This is a genomic window from Tepidiphilus sp. HLB4 (assembly GCF_054823945.1).
This window is the reverse complement of sequence record NZ_JSYB01000014.1, coordinates 21,327-38,960: the sequence shown is the minus strand read 5'-3', so window position 1 is coordinate 38,960 and position 17,634 is coordinate 21,327. Positions and strand designations below refer to the sequence as shown.

General features: G+C 67.7%; 16 protein-coding genes. 12 read left to right on the top strand and 4 right to left on the bottom strand.

The window, feature by feature from the left end:
• Nucleotides 1-6 precede the first annotated feature (6 nt).
• The gene (locus OA56_RS03635; protein WP_082438348.1) at nucleotides 7-2,655 is read right to left on the bottom strand and encodes a glycosyltransferase; all 2,649 of its coding nucleotides are present in this window, start codon (nucleotides 2,653-2,655) and stop codon (nucleotides 7-9) included.
• Between the two features lie 176 nt (nucleotides 2,656-2,831).
• Here OA56_RS03635 and OA56_RS03630 point away from each other — a divergent pair, with 176 nt between their 5' ends.
• Nucleotides 2,832-3,236, top strand: coding sequence for a hypothetical protein (locus OA56_RS03630; RefSeq protein WP_055422780.1), 405 nt, complete (start codon nucleotides 2,832-2,834; stop codon nucleotides 3,234-3,236).
• Here the strand turns inward: OA56_RS03630 and OA56_RS03625 are convergent.
• Both OA56_RS03625 and OA56_RS03620 read right to left on the bottom strand, forming a co-directional pair.
• A complete protein-coding gene (locus tag OA56_RS03625; protein WP_072247889.1) occupies nucleotides 3,157-4,716 on the bottom strand; it encodes a glycoside hydrolase family 17 protein in 1,560 nt (519 codons plus the stop codon). The genes OA56_RS03630 and OA56_RS03625 overlap by 80 nt on opposite strands.
• A 3-nt stretch (nucleotides 4,717-4,719) precedes the next feature.
• Nucleotides 4,720-5,103 carry a glycine cleavage system protein H gene (locus tag OA56_RS03620; RefSeq protein ID WP_141056570.1) on the bottom strand — a complete coding sequence of 128 codons (384 nt, stop codon included), beginning with the start codon at nucleotides 5,101-5,103 and terminating at the stop codon, nucleotides 4,720-4,722.
• A gap of 167 nt (nucleotides 5,104-5,270) precedes the next feature.
• Between OA56_RS03620 and OA56_RS03615 the strand changes: the two genes are divergently transcribed.
• The 10 genes from OA56_RS03615 to radA are packed head-to-tail and all read left to right on the top strand — an operon-like array spanning nucleotide 5,271 to nucleotide 13,741.
• On the top strand, nucleotides 5,271-5,702 hold the full coding sequence (locus OA56_RS03615) for an FKBP-type peptidyl-prolyl cis-trans isomerase (RefSeq protein WP_055422778.1): 432 nt from the start codon (nucleotides 5,271-5,273) through the stop codon (nucleotides 5,700-5,702).
• A gap of 31 nt (nucleotides 5,703-5,733) precedes the next feature.
• Nucleotides 5,734-6,573 (top strand): 3',5'-nucleoside bisphosphate phosphatase, encoded by an 840-nt coding sequence (locus OA56_RS03610; protein WP_141056568.1) that lies wholly within the window; start codon nucleotides 5,734-5,736, stop codon nucleotides 6,571-6,573.
• A gap of 9 nt (nucleotides 6,574-6,582) precedes the next feature.
• A complete protein-coding gene (locus OA56_RS03605) occupies nucleotides 6,583-7,209 on the top strand; it encodes an L-threonylcarbamoyladenylate synthase (protein ID WP_055422776.1) in 627 nt (208 codons plus the stop codon).
• Complete coding sequence (locus OA56_RS03600; RefSeq protein ID WP_055422775.1) at nucleotides 7,206-7,865, top strand: site-2 protease family protein; 660 nt, start codon at nucleotides 7,206-7,208, stop codon at nucleotides 7,863-7,865. The genes OA56_RS03605 and OA56_RS03600 overlap by 4 nt, the downstream gene beginning before the upstream one ends.
• A gap of 28 nt (nucleotides 7,866-7,893) precedes the next feature.
• Complete coding sequence (locus OA56_RS03595; protein WP_055422774.1) at nucleotides 7,894-9,096, top strand: tryptophan--tRNA ligase; 1,203 nt, start codon at nucleotides 7,894-7,896, stop codon at nucleotides 9,094-9,096.
• 11 nt (nucleotides 9,097-9,107) lie between these two features.
• A complete protein-coding gene (locus OA56_RS03590) occupies nucleotides 9,108-9,935 on the top strand; it encodes a segregation and condensation protein A (protein ID WP_461583499.1) in 828 nt (275 codons plus the stop codon).
• Entirely contained in the window at nucleotides 9,932-10,513 is a 582-nt protein-coding gene (gene scpB, locus OA56_RS03585; protein ID WP_055422772.1) for an SMC-Scp complex subunit ScpB, read from the top strand. The genes OA56_RS03590 and scpB overlap by 4 nt, the downstream gene beginning before the upstream one ends.
• Complete coding sequence (gene rluB / locus OA56_RS03580) at nucleotides 10,494-11,405, top strand: 23S rRNA pseudouridine(2605) synthase RluB (protein ID WP_461583496.1); 912 nt, start codon at nucleotides 10,494-10,496, stop codon at nucleotides 11,403-11,405. The genes scpB and rluB overlap by 20 nt, the downstream gene beginning before the upstream one ends.
• 6 nt (nucleotides 11,406-11,411) lie before the next feature.
• On the top strand, nucleotides 11,412-12,353 hold the full coding sequence (locus OA56_RS03575; RefSeq protein ID WP_141056565.1) for a LysR family transcriptional regulator: 942 nt from the start codon (nucleotides 11,412-11,414) through the stop codon (nucleotides 12,351-12,353).
• Nucleotides 12,353-13,741, top strand: a complete 1,389-nt coding sequence (gene radA, locus OA56_RS03570; protein WP_461583494.1) for a DNA repair protein RadA — start codon at nucleotides 12,353-12,355, stop codon at nucleotides 13,739-13,741. Before OA56_RS03575 ends, radA begins: the two co-directional genes overlap by 1 nt.
• Here radA and OA56_RS03565 read toward each other — a convergent pair.
• Nucleotides 13,735-15,774 carry a putative bifunctional diguanylate cyclase/phosphodiesterase gene (locus OA56_RS03565; RefSeq protein WP_461583492.1) on the bottom strand — a complete coding sequence of 680 codons (2,040 nt, stop codon included), beginning with the start codon at nucleotides 15,772-15,774 and terminating at the stop codon, nucleotides 13,735-13,737. The genes radA and OA56_RS03565 overlap by 7 nt on opposite strands.
• Before the next feature lie 74 nt (nucleotides 15,775-15,848).
• On the opposite strand from OA56_RS03565, the gene OA56_RS03560 reads away from it, so the two are divergent.
• The gene (locus OA56_RS03560) at nucleotides 15,849-17,621 is read left to right on the top strand and encodes a M61 family metallopeptidase (RefSeq protein ID WP_461583490.1); all 1,773 of its coding nucleotides are present in this window, start codon (nucleotides 15,849-15,851) and stop codon (nucleotides 17,619-17,621) included.
• The last annotated feature ends 13 nt before the right edge of the window (nucleotides 17,622-17,634 follow it).

Below are 17,634 nucleotides of genomic sequence, written 5' to 3'. Positions count from 1 at the left end.
TACGGTTCAATGGGCCATTGTACCCGAAACGCCGGCGGGGGTTTCCGCAACACTCGGTACAGCCGGCTTGGCGGCCTGTTCCTCGGGCGGGGCGTTGTCGGGCAGATAGGCGATGATCTGGCACAGGACTGCGGCCAGGTAGGGAATCGCTTGCAGCATGAGGATGGAGAGCCAGAGCTTGACTTCCAGGTCGAGCAGTCCCCGCTTGGCCACGAGTACGGCCGCGCCGATTAGGATCGCCGCGAGCAGGCCGAGTTCCTCGCGGATGGGACCGAAGAAGGCGAAGGTTCCCTTGGCGCGCCAGCCTTTGGGAGTGCGCACGAAGGTGCCTTTCTTCTGGAAGAGCCCGGCGAAGACGCCGCGCGCGATGGTGTGCGCGAGTCCCACGGAGAGGATGGAAGCGCCTAGGATGTCGATCCAGCGCGTGTGCATGGTGCGGCGATAGAGGACGGGCCCGAGGGCGGTCTTGAAGGCCATGAATCCGAGTACGGGCATGGCGAGCGAGGCCACCGGCAGGGCAAAGGTCTTGGGAAAGTGGATCATGCCCAGCGTCCAGTAGATGGAGGCGAGCGCGAAGACGAGGTGCAGCGCGTCGCCAAACCAGGCGAACCAGCCGGTGAGGAAGTGGTAGCGCTGGGCGAAGTTCAGCTTCGAGGGCTGTAGCCCCAGGAGCTTGGGCAGGTGGGCCTTGAGGATCTGCATCGCACCGAACGCCCAGCGGAAGCGCTGCGACTTGATGGCGGCGAAGTCCGACGGCGTGAGCCCGCGACCGAAGATGTGATCGACATAGCGGGTTTCGTAGCCGAGCTCGATCAGGCGCAGGCCGAGTTCGGTATCCTCGCAGATGCACCATTCCGACCAGCCGCCGACTTCCTCCAGTGCCCGGCGGCGGATGAGCGTCATCGTGCCGTGCTGGATCAAGGCGTTGCGCTCGTTGCGGTGGTGCATGCCGATGCGGAAGAACCCTTCGAACTCCCAGTTGCACATGCGCTGGAAGAAGCTGTGCTCGAAGTCGCGGTGCGCCTGCGGGGCTTGCACCACGGCCACCTGGGGGCTGTCGAGGAAGTGCGGCACGAGGCGGGCGAGCCAGTCGGGTTCGACGACGTAGTCGGCATCGACCACGCCGACGATCTCGGCACGCGGATCCGTCTGCTTGAGGGCGAAATTGAGCGCCCCGGCCTTGAACCCGGGCCACTTCGGCAGGTGGAAGAAGCGAAACCGCGGCCCGAGCGTGGCGCAGTGCGCTTCCACCGGCTTCCATAGGGCTTCGTCAGTGGTGTTGTTGTCGACGACGATCACCTCGTAGTTGGCGTAATCGAGCCGGGCGAGCGAGTCGATGGTGGCGATCACCATCTCGGGCGGTTCGTTGTAGCAGGCGAGGTGAATGGAGACGAAAGGCTGCTGCTCGGGCGGCAGCGGCTCACGGGGGGTGAAGCGCCGGCGCCATTGCCGCTTGAAGAGCACCTCGCCGAACTCGAACCCGTGTGACAGCAGCACGGCGATGGTCATGAGGGTGGCGACGATGAGAAAGACGAGGCCGACGAGGTCGCCGCGCGAGAGGTAATAATCCTTGGGCAGATAGACGCCGACTACGAGCACGGCCGCGGAGAGCTGCACCAGCCCCATGAGCCACAGGCGCCCGAGCACGTTCCAACTGCCGAGGGCAAAGGCGATGAGGAACATGGGAACGGCCGCGATCGCCACCGCCAGGCGCGCCTTTTCTTTCCAGCGCACGTCGCGCACGATGAGGCCGTCGAGGGGGTACTTGAGATGGCGGTCGGCGTCGAACACGCCCCAGTAGGCGCCGGCCCAGCCTTCGACGGCCACTTTCCACGGCTGGTCGAACGCTTCCATGATGTAGTAGTCGAGGAAGGCGGAGCGCGGGTCGGCAAGGAAGCCGCGCACGAAGCGGGCGGCGTCTTCTGAGGCGGCACGCGCGTATTCGTCGCCGCCCATGAGGTTGGGCATCACCTCGCCCCTGGTGGGCCAGCCGATCTCGCCAATCACGATGGGTTTTTTGGGGAACTTCTGCCGCAGCTCTTCGTAACGGCTGAAGGCGTATTCGAGCGCGCGGGCCGAGGAGATGCCTTCGTGGTAGGGCAGCAGGTGCACCATGAGGTAGTCGACGTGGTCGACCAGCTCGGGGTTGGCGAGCCAGACGTGCCAGGGCTCGGCGGTGGAGACCGGCGGACGTTGCCCCTTGCGGAACTGGCGGCGGATGTCGGCGCGCACGCGGTCGAGATGGGCGGCCATTTCCTGGACCGTCATTTCCTTGCGCAGCAGGGCTTCGTTGCCCACCACGATGCGTTCGATGTTCTTGTGTTTCTTGAGGAGAGCGAGCCCAGTGGCGATCTCGCGCTCGGAGAGTTCCTTGTCGGCCGACACCCACAGGCCCATGGCCACCTTGAAGCCTTTCTCTTCGGCCAGAGGATAGATGGCGGGGACGTCGGTGACGCCGTAGGTACGGATGCGGTGGGTGTAGTTGCTCAGGATGTCGAGGTCTTCGGCCACCTGCTCGGGCGTGGGGTATTTCTTCTCCAGGGGTGACTGGTCGCGACGGAAGGGGGTGTAGGCAAAGCCGCCGATCTCGCCCGAGACGCCGGGCATGGTGTCGACGCGCACCTGCCATTGCCACAGCTTGAAGGTGCCGAACATCACGAGCAGGGTGAGGAAGAGGGCGACGAGCCCCCGCCAGAAGAGATGGAGTTTTGCGCTCACTGCACCGGTCCGTCGTACGGGAGGATAACGGCGAATTTTACGGCTTCCCGTGCGGAATTGGCCGAGACGATGAGAAAATGTTTGTTTCCTGGCGAATGCGAAAGACGAACGGGATGACGAAGAAGAGCAGATGGCGTGCGCTGGCGCGCGGCTGGTTCGTGGGGGCGATCCTGCTGGGACTCGCCTGCCTGTGGGTGCGCTTCGGCTGGCTCGAGGCGCAGCTCGCACCGGCGGCCTGCGGCGGGACGTGGGTGCCCGGCGGGGGCTTTGCCTGCGCGGCCAAGTTCCTGCTGGTTCAGGCTTTTCTCGAGGAGCGCATCGGCTGGGTGGCGGTGCTGTGCGCGGCGCTCGCCCAGGTCTATGGGTCGCGGCGCTGGGCGGTGGCGGCGCTGTGGCTCGGCGTGGCGGCCACGGTCTTCTATGCCGCCACGCCGGGGGTCATCGCGGCGCTATGGGTCTTGCCGCGGCTGTGGTTCGATGCGCCGCGTGGATGGCGCGCGCAAACGTCATCGCTGTGAGGCCCCACAGCAGCGCCTGGCCGTTGCCCGGTTCTTCCAGCCAGCGGTAGAGGCCGAAGGCGAAGAGGATCCAGGCCCAGAGGCGCTCTTCGGCGGAGACGGGCCAGGCGCGGCGCCAGGCAAAGAGCGCGAGCGGCAGGTAGAGCGCGGTGGGGAAGTCGCGGTAGCGGCCGTCGACCACGAGCCAGACCGAGGCCACGGCGGCGCCAAAAAGCACGAGCCGCAGCGCGAGCGCGACGGACTTGGACGCGGTGGTTTTGGAGGGAAGACGCGGCGCCACGGCAAGCCGCGCGGCGACGAGGATCGAGGCGATCCCGATCGCCCCCAGTACCGCCCATTCCACGGCGTCGCGGTAGGCGAGCAGGGCGTGTTCCCACTGCCACATCGCGATGAGCCCCAGCACGGCGCCCGCGAGCGCATGCCATGCGTGCTCGCGTCCGCTCACAGCCCTTGGCGCGGCCAGGAGGAGCAGCAGCGCGGCACCCATGCCCGCCCAGGCGAGCACCGGCCAGAAGGATTCACGCTCGGCGATCGGCCCGGTGAGGGGGAATTTGGGCGCGAGCGACGTGTCGAGCATGCCCCAGTGACCGCCCACGGTGCCTTCGAGCCAGCGCTTCCAGGGCTGGTCGACCGCTTCGATGAAGTTGTACTGCCAGCCGCGGCGCTCCGCCAGTGCCAGGAACTCGCGCACGTAGCGCGCCTGGTTGACGCGCGAAGGAATCGCCCCTTCGCGCTGGCGCCCGGCGCTGGGCCAGCCGGTCTCGCCGATCACCACCGGCTTGGTGAGCAGGGTGCGGGCGAGCATCCTGATGCGCACGAGATGATCGATCGCCGCTTCGATCGGCTGCGGCCGGTCTTCCCAGTAAGGAAGGATGTGGATGGTGGCGCGGTCGACGTGCGGTTCGAGCGCAGCGCGATGACGCAACCAGAATTCCCAGACGTCGGCGTAGGTCACCGGTACGCGGCTGCGCGCATGGGCTTCTTCCAGCCATCGCCCCATCGCCTCCGGGCTTTGCTCGCGGCGCAGCAGCACCTCGTTGCCGACGATGAGCATCGTGACGACGTCGGTGTTGGCGTTGGCTACGTCCAGTGCGCGCTCGAGCTCGCGGCGGTTCTTCTCGTCGTCGCGCCCGATCCAGGCCCCGAGGAGCACGGTGAGCCCGAGTTCGCGCGCCACTTCGGGAACCTGATCCAGCCCCTGGTCGACCGAGTAGGTGCGCACGCAGCGCGTCACGGCGGCGAGGGCGCGCAGATCGGTGGCGATCTCTTCCCGGGTGAGACGCAGGTCTTCCTTGAACGGGGTGTAGCCGTCGCGGTAGTAAGGGGCGTAGGAGACGCACTGCATGCGCGGGTCGGCGAGCGGCGAGGAGGGAAGTTCCACGGGACGGCTCTCGCGCCAGTACCAGCCGAGCATCGCCAGGAGCACGAGCGCCGTCAGAACGAAGAGCAGCCTCGAGGGGGCAGAGGAAGGGGCAGGCATGCTTCAGGCGCAGAGGAGTTCGTCGTAGGAGCGCGCATCCAGCAGCGCCGGCATGGAGGCGCCGTCGTCGGGCAGCAGTTGCACGAGCCAGACTTCGTAGGGGGCTTCGTTGAGCCGCTCGGGCCGCTCGCGGGCTTCTTCATTCACCGCGACCACGGTGGCGGGAAAGGGGCAGAGGATCTCGGAGGCGACCTTGACCGATTCGACCACCGCGAGCACGTCGCCGGCTTCCAGGTGTTGACCGGGCTCGGGCAGTTGTACATAGACGATGTCGCCGAGCTCGCGCTGGGCGTGATCGGTGATGCCCAGCGTGAAAGCGCCGCCGTCTTCGCGGCGCAGCCATTGGTGCGAGGGCAGGTAGAATCGGTCGTGGGGCGTGGGATTCATCGCAGGCTCCGTGGCAGACGGCAGGGGCGCCAAATTAGCATCAAGCGCCGAAACGGGCAAGGGAATTTTTCCGTGGACGTCTAGCCAAAGCGGGAGAAACCGGGTAAGGTGACGGGCGCGCCGGTCTGTGCCGACGTGTACCATTTCGACAGCGGAAAGGAAAGATCATGAATCAGGCAGCAAAAGCGGGCGATACCGTCCAGGTCCATTACACCGGCAAGCTCGACGACGGCTCGGTGTTCGACAGCTCCGCCGGGCGCGACCCGCTCGAATTCACCGTCGGCGCAGGGCAGGTGATTCCCGGCTTCGAACAGGCCGTGGAAGGCATGGCCGTGGGGCAGACGAAGACCGTTACCATTCCCTCGGCCGAGGCCTACGGCGAGCGCGTGGCCGAGGCGGTGCTGCAGGTGCCGCGCGAGCAGCTGCCGCCGGATCTCGAACCGGAAGTGGGGCAGCAGCTGGTGATGCAGTCGCGCGACGGTCGGCAGATCCCCATCGTCGTCGTGGAGGTGACCGAGGATTCGATCACCATCGACGCGAACCATCCACTTGCCGGGCGCGACCTCACTTTCGAGATCGAGCTCGTTTCCGTTCACTGAACGAAAGGCTCCGGGCGAAGGGCAGGGCGTGATGAAAGTCGATCTGCATTGCCATTCGCTCGTCTCGGACGGGGTGCTCGACCCGGCCGAGGTGGTGCGTCACGCTGCCGCGAACGGCGTGGCGCTGCTTTCCCTCACCGATCACGACGAGACCGCCGGCTGCGCTGCGGCCGAGGCAGAGGCGCGCGCGTGGGGGATCTCGTTCGTGCCGGGGGTGGAGATCTCGGTGTCGTTCGCCGACGAGACGATCCATGTGGTCGGCCTGGGCGTCGACCCCGATGATGCCGCCCTGAGCGAAGGCTTGCAGCGGGTGCGCTCGGGGCGCGACGCGCGGGCCCGGCGTATCGCCGAGGAGCTCGAGCGCCACGGCATCCACGGGGCCTGGGAAGGCGCCATGCGCTTGGCGAAGAATCCAGCCCTGGTGAGCCGCGCGCATTTCGCCCGCCATATCGTCTCGCTCGGCTTGATGCGCTCGGTCTCGGAGGTGTTCCAATACTATCTCGCCAAGGGCAAACCCGGCTACGTCGCGCACGAGTGGGCCGTGCTCGAAGAGGCGATTTCCTGGATTCGCGGCGCAGGCGGCGTGGCGGTGCTGGCGCATCCGGCGCGCTATCGTCTCTCGGCGGCGCAGTTCGAAGAGCTGCTGCGGCGCTTCGATGAGGCGGGGGGCGCGGCCGTCGAAGTGAGCTCTGGTTCCCACGGGCCCGACGACATGCGCCGCTGGGCGCACGTTGCGCGTCACTGGGGCTTTGCCGCCTCGATAGGCTCCGACTTCCATGCCCCGGCCGAATCGCCGGTCGACCTGGGGGCAGCGCATCCCTTGCCGCCCGACCTCACGCCGGTGTGGCAGCTGCTCGAATGCGCGCTATAATGTTTGATTATGGCGCAAATCCTCTCCATTCATCCGGTCGATCCGCAAAAACGTCTCGTCGACCTCGTCGCCCGCCAATTGCGGGAAGGCGCGGTCGTGGCCATGCCCACCGATTCGAGCTACGCCCTCACCTGCCATCTCGGTGACGTCGAGGCGATCCGCCGCATCCGCCGCATCCGCGACATGGACGAGTCACAGCCTTTCACGCTGCTGTGCCGCGACCTCTCCGAGTTGGGCAACTACGCCCGCGTGGATAACCGCGTCTTTCGCCTGCTGAAGGCCAACACCCCCGGCCCCTACGTCTTCATCCTCGAAGGCACGCACGATCTGCCCCGACGCATCCTGCATCCCAAGCGGCGCACCATTGGGCTTCGCGTGCCGCAGCACCGCGTGGTGCAGGCGATTCTGGAAGCGCTGGGCGAACCGCTGCTGAGCACGAGCCTCATCCTGCCGGGCGAGGAAGAACCCCTGCCCGATGCCGAGACCGTGTCCGAGCGTATCGGCAAGCTCATCGACGTGATCGTCGACACCGGCGAGACCTGCCGCGAGCTCACCACCGTGGTCGATCTCACGGGCGAGACGCCGCGCATCGTGCGTGTCGGGGCGGGCGACCCCACGCCGTTTCTCGTCGAATGAACGCCTTCCTTGCCGATCTCGCCGTGTGGGCCCTGCCGGCACTGCTGGCCATCACCTTGCACGAGGCGGCGCACGGCTACGTCGCACGCGCCTTCGGCGATCCCACCGCCGAGCGTGCCGGGCGCATCTCGCTCAACCCCCTGCGCCATGTCGACCCCGTGGGTACCCTCCTCGTGCCGGCCGGCATCCTCCTGCTGTCGCTACTCACCGGCGCCGGGGCGCTGCTCTTCGGCTGGGCGAAGCCGGTGCCGATCGACCCCTCGCGCCTGCGCCATCCCAAGCGCGACATGTTCTGGGTGGCAGGCGCCGGGCCAGGCATCAACCTGGCGATGGCGCTCGGCTGGGCGCTCTTGTTCAAGCTCGCGCTCACTTTTCTGCCGCCTTTCTGGGCGGTGCCGCTCGCGCGCATGGCCGACGCCGGCATTTCGGTCAACGTCGCGCTCATGGTGCTGAACCTGCTGCCGCTGCCGCCGCTCGACGGCGGCCGCATGCTGGTGAGCCTGCTGCCGCCGCGTCCGGCCTGGGCCCTGTCGCAGGTGGAACCCTACGGCATCGCCATCTTGCTCGTGGCCATGCTGAGCGGCGCGGCTTCCTCGATCCTGTGGCCGATGTTCGTCGCGGTGCGCAGCACCATCCTCGCGACGATCGGCTTTTAGCTCCTCGAACCGGAAAAGGCGAAGAACCATGTATGCTGAAAGGGTACTTTCGGGAATGCGTCCCACCGGGCGCCTGCATCTGGGGCATTACCACGGCGTGCTGAAGAACTGGGCCCGTCTGCAATACGAATATCCCTGCCTCTTCTTCGTGGCCGACTGGCACGCGCTCACCACCACCTACGACAAGCCCGAGGTGATCTCGCAGGCCACCTGGGAGATGCTCATCGACTGGCTGGCGGCGGGCATCGACCCGAACCAGGCCACGCTCTTCATCCAGTCGCGGGTGCTCGAGCACGCCGAGCTGCATCTGCTGCTGTCCATGATCACGCCGCTGGGGTGGCTCGAACGGGTGCCGACCTACAAGGACCAGCTCGAAAAACTTTCGCACAAGGACCTCACCACCTACGGCTTTCTCGGCTACCCGCTGCTGCAGGCGGCCGACATCCTCATCTACCGCGCCAACCTCGTGCCGGTGGGCGAGGACCAGATCCCGCACGTGGAATTCACGCGCGAGGTGGCGCGCCGCTTCAACCATTTCTACGGCCGCGAGCCCAATTTCGAGGAAAACGCCAAAGAGGCGGTGAAGAAGCTCGGCAGCAAGCGCGCCCGGCTCTACCTCGAATTGCGCACCCGTTTCCAGCAGGAGGGCGACGACGAGGCGCTGGCGCAGGCCCGCGCCCTCATCGACGAAGCCCAGAGCCTGTCGCTGGGCGACCGGGAGCGGCTCTACGGCTATCTCGAAGGCTATAGCAAGCACATTCTGGTGGAGCCCCAGGTGCTGCTCACCGAGGCCTCCCGCATGCCCGGTCTCGACGGTCAGAAGATGTCGAAGAGCTACGGCAACACCATCTACCTGCGCGAAGACCCCGAATCGATCACGCGCAAGGTGCGCACCATGCAGACCGATCCGGCCCGGGTACGCCGCACCGACCCCGGCGATCCGGAACGCTGCCCAGTATGGCAGTTCCACAAGATCTACACCGATGCAGAGGTCCACCAGTGGGTGCAGGAGGGCTGCCGCAGCGCCAAGATCGGTTGCCTGGAATGCAAGCAGCCCGTGCTCGAAGCCATCCTCAAGGAACAGGAGGCGATGCGCGAGCGGGCGCAGCCCTACGTGGAGAACCCCAGTCTCGTGCGCAACGTGGTCGCCGACGGTTGCGAGCAGGCGCGCAAGCTCGCCCAGGCGACCATGCGCGACGTGCGCGAAGCGATGGGCCTGGAGTACACGTGAGCGGAGATGGAATGCTGGCCACTGAGGCGCCGATCGCGCGCGTCTATGGCGAGCCGCTCACCGCCGTGCCGGAGGATCTCTTCATTCCGCCGGAGGCGCTGCGCGTCTTCCTCGAAACCTTCGAGGGGCCGCTCGACCTCTTGTGGTATCTCATCCAGAAGAACCGGCTCGACGTGCGCGACATCCCGGTGGCGCGGCTCACCGAGCAGTATCTCGCCTATGTGGAGGCGATGCGCCGCTTCGACCTCGATCTGGCGGCGGACTATCTGCTGATGGCGGCCATGCTGCTGGAGATCAAATCGCGCTCGCTGCTGCCGCGCGCCCCTTCGGTGCTGCCGGAAGAGGGGGAAAGCGATCCGCGGGCCGAGCTCATGCGCCGCCTGCTGGAATACGAGCGCATCAAACGCGCGGCGCGCGTCTTGGGCGAGCATCCGCGGGCGGGACGGGATTTTCTCTGGGCCGGGCCGATCGAGTGGGGGCACACGCCGCAGCGGCCCCAGCCGGAGGCGAGCCTGGATCGGCTCCTCGAGGCGTGGACGGGCATCCTGCAGCGCCTGCGGCTCGAGCGCCGGCACGAAGTCGCCGCCGAGGCCGTTTCGGTGCGCGAAGCCATGAGCCGGGTGCTGCGCCGGCTGCGCCACGCCGCCGGGGCGCTCGCCTTCGCCTCCCTGATCGAACCGGAGCAGGGGCGATTGGGCGTGGCCGTCACCTTCGTGGCAGTGCTGGAACTGTGCAAGGAAAGCGCCTTGCACCTGGAGCAGCGCGAGCCGTTCGGCACGCTGTGGGTGCGTCCGGTCGAAGCCGAGCCGCACACCGAACCTTTGGCGGCCGGGTCATGACGAGCGGGCAATTTTCGACCAAGCGCATCGTGGAGGCGGCGCTGCTGGCAAGCGACGAGCCCCTGACGCTGGACGCGCTGCGCCGGCTCTTCGAGCCCGATCCGGGGGCGGACATCCTCGCCTCCGTGCTCGCCGAATTGCAGCAGGAGTGGAGCGGGAAAGCGGTGGAGCTGGTGTGCACGGCGGGAGGCTGGCGTTTTCGCACGCGGGCCGAGATCCAGCCCTGGCTCGACCGGCTGCGGACCCAACGCGCGCCCGCCTACAGCCGGGCGGTGTGGGAGACGCTGGCCGTCATCGCCTACCGTCAGCCGGTCACGCGCGGCGACATCGAAGCGATCCGCGGCGTGACGGTCTCGACGCAGGTGCTGCGCACACTGGAGGGACGGGGCTGGATCGAAATCGTGGGGCATCGCGACGGCCCCGGACGCCCCGCGCTCTATGCCACCACGCAACGCTTTCTCGACGATTTGGGCTTACGCCACGTCAGGGAACTGCCTCCGCTCGCCGAGCTCGAAGCGATGCTCGAACCCCTGCAGGAAGCGCACGACAAGGATGAAGATGAAAACCAAGGAAGTTGAAACGCCCCGCGGGGCGCCACGTCGTACCCGTGCGCGCAAGGATGCGCCGGCATCGGCTGCTGCGACCGAAGCGGCCCGCGAGCGGGTGCAGAAGGTACTCGCGCGCATGGGACTTGCCTCGCGCCGCACCATCGAGGAGTGGATCGTGCAGGGGCGGGTGGCGATCAACGATCGGCCAGCGCAGCTCGGCGACCGGGTAGGGCCGGGGGACCGGATCAAGGTCGACGGGAAGCTCCTCGCCTGGCGGCCGGGGCACGGCGTGCCGCGCGTGCTGCTCTATCACAAGCCCGAAGGGGAAATCGTCTCGCGCGAAGACCCGCAAGGACGCCCCTCGGTGTTCGATCGCTTGCCGGCACTGCGCAAAGGGCGCTGGATCGCGGTGGGACGGCTCGACTTCAACACCTCTGGGCTGCTGATTTTCACCGACGACGGGGAGCTTGCCAACCGCCTGATGCACCCGCGCTACGAGCTGGAGCGGGAATACGCCGTGCGCCTCATCGGCGAGCTCACGCCGCAGCAGATCGAGGAGCTCACCGGTGGCATCACCCTGGAAGACGGCCCGGCGCGTTTCGAGTCCCTCGTCGATGCGGGAGGCGAAGGGGCGAATCACTGGTACCGCGTCACGATCAAGGAGGGGCGCAACCGCGAGGTGCGGCGCATGTTCGAGGCGCTGGGGCTCACCGTGAGCCGGCTCATCCGCGTGCGCTACGGCCCCGTGGCGCTGCCGCCGCGGCTCCGGCGCGGCATGTGGATGGAGCTGCCGCCGGAGGCGGTGGTGCAGACCTTCGGGCTGACGCCGCCGGCGAAGGCAAGCGTTCCTGCCGCAAACGGCAAAGCCCCGCGTCCGCGCGCCACGCCGCGCCCTTCCCCCACTCATCGTTCGAAGAGGTGATTTTCGATGGCTGATCGTCGGCTACAGGTCTTCTACACCGTCGTCAAGGCGGGATCCTTCACCAAGGCGGCGGAGCGGCTCTTCATGACCCAGCCCGCCGTCACTTTCCAGATCAAGCAGCTAGAGGAGCACTTCAACACGCGCCTGCTGGAGCGCGGCCACGGCAAGCTCAAACTCACCCCGGCCGGAGAGATCGTCTTCGCCTACGCGGAAAAGATGCTCTCGCTCGACGAGGAACTCGAGACGCGGGTGGCCGAGCTCACCAGCGAGCTCGCGGGGCTGCTCTCCATCGGGGCTTCGACCACGCTGGCGACGTACTGGATGCCGCGCGTGATCGAGGAGTTCAAGCGGGCCCATCCGCGGGTGATCCCGCGGCTGGTGGTGGGGACTTCGCAGCTCACCCAGCAGCGGGTGCTCGAGCGCGAGCTCGACCTGGGCATCATCGAGATCGCGCCCGACGAGCCGGGACTCGATCAGAAGCAGATCGGCCGGGACGAGCTGTGGGCGATCTTTGCGCCCGGCCATCCCTTGGCGCAACGCAAGGGCAAGCCCGTGCGCGCCAAGGAGCTCGCGGCCTATCCTTTCATCCAACGCGATCCGGGAAACGGCATCCGCGAGATCGCCGAAGCCTTCTTCGAGGCGGCCGGCATCGAGCCCGAATCGCTGACCATCGCCGCCGAGATGGGAACTTTGCAGGGGGTGAAACACCTCGCCGCGGCCGGCATCGGCGTGGCCATCGCGTCGCGCGCGGCGCTGCTCGAAGAGTTGCGCACGGGGCAGCTGGCGGCTGCGCCGCTCGATCCGCCGCAATATACGCCTTTCGAGCTCATCGCGCCCAAGGATCGTTTCCGTTCACGGCTGATCATGACGTTCGTCGATTTTTTGCAGGAGCGCATCCGGGCCATGGAACAGCAGCTGCCTTCGGCTGAATTCTTCTTCGGGCGCTGATGGCCAAGGCACGCACCGTCTTCGTCTGCCGCGAGTGCGGCGCGCGTTTCCCACGCTGGCAGGGACGGTGCAGCCAGTGCCAGGAGTGGAACACACTGGAGGAAACGCGCGAGGCGGATGACTCGGGGCCGACCTTGCATCGGGCCATCCAACGTCCTGCGGCGCTCGCGGTCGACGCGGGCTCGGGCCTGGTCACGCTCGATCGCATCGAGCGCCGCCCCCTCCAGCGTCAGGCCACGGGCATCGAGGAGTTCGACCGGGTGCTGGGCGGAGGCATCGTCCCCGGCGCCGTGGTGCTGCTGGGCGGGGATCCGGGCATCGGCAAATCCACCTTGCTGCTGCAGGCGCTCGCTCGGCTGGAATCCGCCGGGGCCGGTCCCGTGCTCTACGTCACGGGGGAGGAGTCGGCCGAGCAGGTGGCGCTGCGCGCCGAGCGCCTGGGACTGGCGGGCTTGCCCCTGCCGCTGCTGCCCGAGATCCAGCTCGAGCGGGTGCTCGCCGCGGCGCAGGGGCTCGCGCCGCGCGTGATGGTGATCGACTCCATCCAGACGATGTACACCGAGGCGCTCACCTCCGCGCCGGGGTCGGTGGCGCAGGTGCGCGAATGCGCGGCCCAGCTCACGCGCTACGCCAAGGGAAGCGGCACGGCGGTGCTGCTCGTGGGGCACGTGACCAAGGAAGGGAGCCTGGCCGGGCCGCGCGTGCTCGAACACATCGTCGATACCGTGCTCTATTTCGAGGGGGACGCGCATTCGAGCTTTCGTCTGGTGCGGGCGGTGAAGAACCGCTTCGGCGCGGCCAACGAACTGGGCGTGTTCGCCATGACCGACCGGGGGCTCAAGGCGGTGAGCAACCCGTCGGCGATCTTTCTCTCCGAGCACCGCGCCGACGTGCCCGGCAGCGCCATCCTCGTCACCCTCGAAGGCACGAGGCCGCTGCTCGTGGAGATTCAGGCGCTCGTCGACGGTTCGGCAAGCCCCTCGCCGCGGCGCCTGACGGTGGGGCTCGAGCCCAACCGCCTGGCGATGCTGCTCGCCGTGCTGCACCGCCACGCCGGGGTGTCGTGTTTCGACCAGGACGTGTTCGTCAATGCGGTGGGCGGGGTGCGCATCACCGAGCCGGCTTCCGATCTGGCGATGGCGCTGGCCATCGTCTCTTCGCTCAAGAACCGGGCGCTGCCGCTGCGTCTGGCGGTTTTCGGGGAAGTGGGGCTTGCCGGCGAGATCCGGCCGGCACCGCGCGGGCAGGAGCGCTTGCGCGAGGCGGCCAAGCTGGGATTCACCCAGGCGATCGTCCCGCGCGCCAACGTCCCCAGGCAGCCCATTCCGGGGTTGGAGGTGATCGGGGTCGATCGCATCGAGGCAGCGCTCGAGCGCCTGCGTCACTGAGGGCCGTGGCCGTCTTCGCGCAGCCGCTCGGCGAGCGCGGCCGGTGCCATCGGCTTGCCCACGTGCCAGCCCTGGATTTCGTCGACGCCCATCGCGTGCAGGTAATCGGCCTGCCGCGCCGTCTCTACGCCTTCGGCGATGACGCGCTTTCCCAAGGCGTCGGCCATGGTGACGACGCCGCGCACGATGGCGCGATCGACCGGCGTCTCTACCAGGCGATGGACGAAGGACATGTCGAGCTTGATCGCGTCGAAGGGAAACTGCAGCAGGTATTCGAGCGAGGCGTAGCCTACACCGAAGTCGTCGAGCGCCACGGGGCAGCCCAGCGAGCGGATGGCAGCGATCATGGCGCGGGCCCGTTCGGGGTCGCGGATGGCGAGCGTTTCGGTGATCTCGAATTCGAGCTGCGGCGGGGGCAAGCGGTGGCGGCGCAGGCATTCCGCGATGTGATCGACCAGCCCGTCGTCCAGAATCTGGCGCGCAGAGAGATTGACCGCGAGGCGAAGGGGAATCCCCGCGTCGTTCCATGCGCCGAGCTGGGTTGCCGCTTCCTCGATGATCCAGCGGCCTGCTTCCAGGATCAGCCCCGTTTCTTCCAGTAGCGGGATGAACTGGATGGGGGGCAGCACGCCGCGCTGGGGATGGCGCCAGCGCAGCAGGGCTTCGGCGCCGACGATCCGGCGCGTCTCGAGCTCGAGCTGGGGCTGGTAGAGGAGGAAGAATTCCTGCCGCGCCAACGCTTGATGCAGCGCTGCTTCGAGCTGCACCGTCGGCGCATCGTCCGCTGAAGGCTCCGCCGTGAGGGAGAAACGGCGCCCTGAGGCGAGGGCGTGGCGTTGCTGTCGCTGGGCAAGCCGGATGAGCGCTTCGAGCTCGTTGCCGGCGGCCGGAATCCAGACGCCGCCGATCGTCACGCGGGGCCGTAGTTCCTCGCTTCGATCATCTCGGCCCAGGAGGGGCAATGGCTGCTCGAGCGTTTCCAGGAGTTCCTCCAGCGCTTCCGTCTCATGGCTCTCGGAACCCGGGATGATGAGGGCGGCGAACTCGTCCCCTCCCACGCGGCAGGCGATGCCGCCGTAGCGTGTGCTCCAGTGGGCGAGACGCTGGGCGAGGGTGCGCAGCACGGTGTCCCCGGCCCGGTCGCCGTAGGCGTCGTTGATGCCCGCCAGTCCTGCGACGTCGAGGTAGAGGAGGAGCTGGGGCCGATCGAGGGTTGCATAGGGCAGTATTTCGCGCGCCGCGCGCAGGAAATGCTTGCGGTTGGGAATGCCGGTGAGTTCGTCGTAATGCGATAGATGCGCCAGAGCGGCCTCGAAACGCCTTGCCTGGGTTACATCCACGAGTACGCCCAGGATCAGATCTTCGTCTTCGGCGCAGGGCTCGGCCACCAGCCGCACGAAACGCACCGCCTCTTCCTTGAGGCGGAATTCGACTTCGGTCTGGCGGCGAATCAGCCGAAGATGCTCGAAAGCCGTCTCGACGCGGAATCGGTCTTCATCGTGCACACGCGCGAGCAGCTCCGAGCGCTGCCGCGGCGGTTCGCCGTGCCACCAGGTCTCGGCGCCGTCGGGCCATTGGAAGCGGTCCTCGTCGGGGCGCCAGCCCCAGCCGAGGATGCCGGCGATGCGCGAAGCGGTGGCGCACAGTTGCCGCAGGCCGTGGAAATGGCGCTGCAGCAGGCGTTCGGCGTGCAGACGCTGCAGCCGGTGGCGCAGCAAGGCCGGGTGCAGCGGGCCGGTCGTGACCTCGCTCGCGCCCGCTTTCAGGGCGCGCACGGCGTCCTCGTCCGCATGCGTCATCACGAAGAATTCGACCTCGTGGCGGCGCCGGCGCCGCAGTTCCTCCAGGAGACAGGGCAGTTCCTCGCCGTCGACGATCGCCACAAGGTCCGGATGGCGCCGTTCGAAGAGGGCGATGGCTCCTTCGGGCGTCTCCGCCGTCAGCGTTTCGTAGCCCAAGGATGCGAGCACGGCGAGCAACGTGGCCCGTTCGGTCGGTGAAGGGCACAGGACGAGGGCGAGGGATTCGGTCATGGGGGCGCACGGGGGATTTTGAGGCATTATAGGCTCATCGCCGAGCCTTCGCTGCCGGAACGAGGAGAAGTTCAATGTCGATAGAATACACCGTCCGCTGCGACGATCCCGCGGCCCACGAATTCCTGGTCGAGATGGAAGCCCCTCTGGCCGGAGAGGAGGCGCTTGTGCTGCGTCTGCCAACCTGGATCCCGGGCTCCTATCTGATCCGCGAGTTTGCCCGTCACCTGCTCGAGTTCGAGGCCGAGGCGGTGCTGGCCGATGGGTCGCCGCGGCCCCTCGCCGCGACCAAAATCGACAAGTGCTCGTGGAGGATCGTACCGCCGCGCGGGGCTTGCGCGCTGCGCTGCCGCTACCGCGTGTGGGCCTTCGACGCGTCGGTGCGCGAAGCCTGGCTCGACACGGGCAGGGGGTTTTTCAACGGCACGAGCCTCTTTCTGCGCCTCGAGGGGCGAAGCGGCGAGGAACATCGGGTTCGACTCCTTCCGCCGTCCGATCCCCGCTGTGCCGGATGGAAAGTGGCCACCGCGCTCGAGCCCGCCGAGGGAACGGCCTTCTGGAGCTTCGGGGATTATCGTGCGCCCGACTACGATGCGCTCATCGATGCTCCCGTCTTGATGGGGCCGCTCGAATTCGTCGAATTCCGCGCCGGGGGCGTGCCGCACACGGTGGCGCTCATCGGGCACGCCGAGCCTTTCGACTGGGTGCGCCTGGCGGCCGACCTGACGGCGATCTGCACCTCGGCCCAGGAACTCTTCGGCGAAGTCCCCTTCGCGCGCTATCTCTTCCTGTTGACGCTCACCGACGAGGGCTATGGGGGCCTGGAGCACGGTGAGAGCGCGGCGCTCCTTGCGGCGCGGCGCGATCTGCCCTGGCCGGGCATGGGCGCACCCTCGGACGAGTACGTGCGCTTGCTGGGGCTCTTCAGCCATGAGTATTTCCACGCCTGGGTGGTGAAGCGCTTGAAGCCCGCTGCCTTTACCCCCTACGATCTCTTCGCCGAAAACTACACGCGCCTGCTGTGGCTCTTCGAGGGCTGGACGTCGTACTACGACGATCTACTGCTGGTGCGCGCCGGGGTGATCGATGCGGACCGTTACCTGGGTCTGCTGGCAAAGACGGCTACCCAGGTGCTGACGACTCCGGGGAGGCTGCGCCAGAGCCTGGCGGAAGCCTCGTTCGATGCCTGGATCAAGTTCTACCGCCCGGACGAGAACAGCGCCAACGCCACCGTGAGCTACTACGCCAAAGGGGCGTTGCTCGCCTTGGCGCTCGATCTGCAGCTGCGCGAACGCGGCGCTTCGCTCGATGCGCTGCTGCGCGCGCTATGGGAACGCTACGGCCGCAGCGGGGAGGGCATGGGGGAAGAGGCGCCGTTTGCCGTGCTCCACGAAATGGCCGGATCGCGGCTCGCGCGTTGGCTGGAAAGAATGGTTCAGGGCACCGAGGATCCGCCTCTGGCGGCGTTGCTGCGCCGCTTCGGCGTGCAGTGGCGCGAGATCGCGGCCGCCTTGCCCGATACGGGATTGCGCTTCGAGCGCGATTCGATGCGGGTGGCAGCGGTGCGCCGCGCGAGCCCGGCCGAGGGTGCCGGCATCGCGCCGCGCGACGAGCTCGTGGCGATCGACAGGCTCAAGGCCACGCCGGCCCAGTGGGAGAGTGTCTTGCGTCGCCGCGGCGCGGGGGCGCGGGTGCCGGTGCACGCTTTTCGCGAGGGGCGGCTCTATGAGGCGGTGCTCGAACTCGCGCCCCCCGCGCTGGAGCGGGTGGAGCTCGCCCTTGCGCCGCGCCCCACGGCGCAGCAGCGGAAGCGCTTGAACTCCTGGCTGCGCCTCGCCGCGCCGTAGTCGCTCGTTCGCA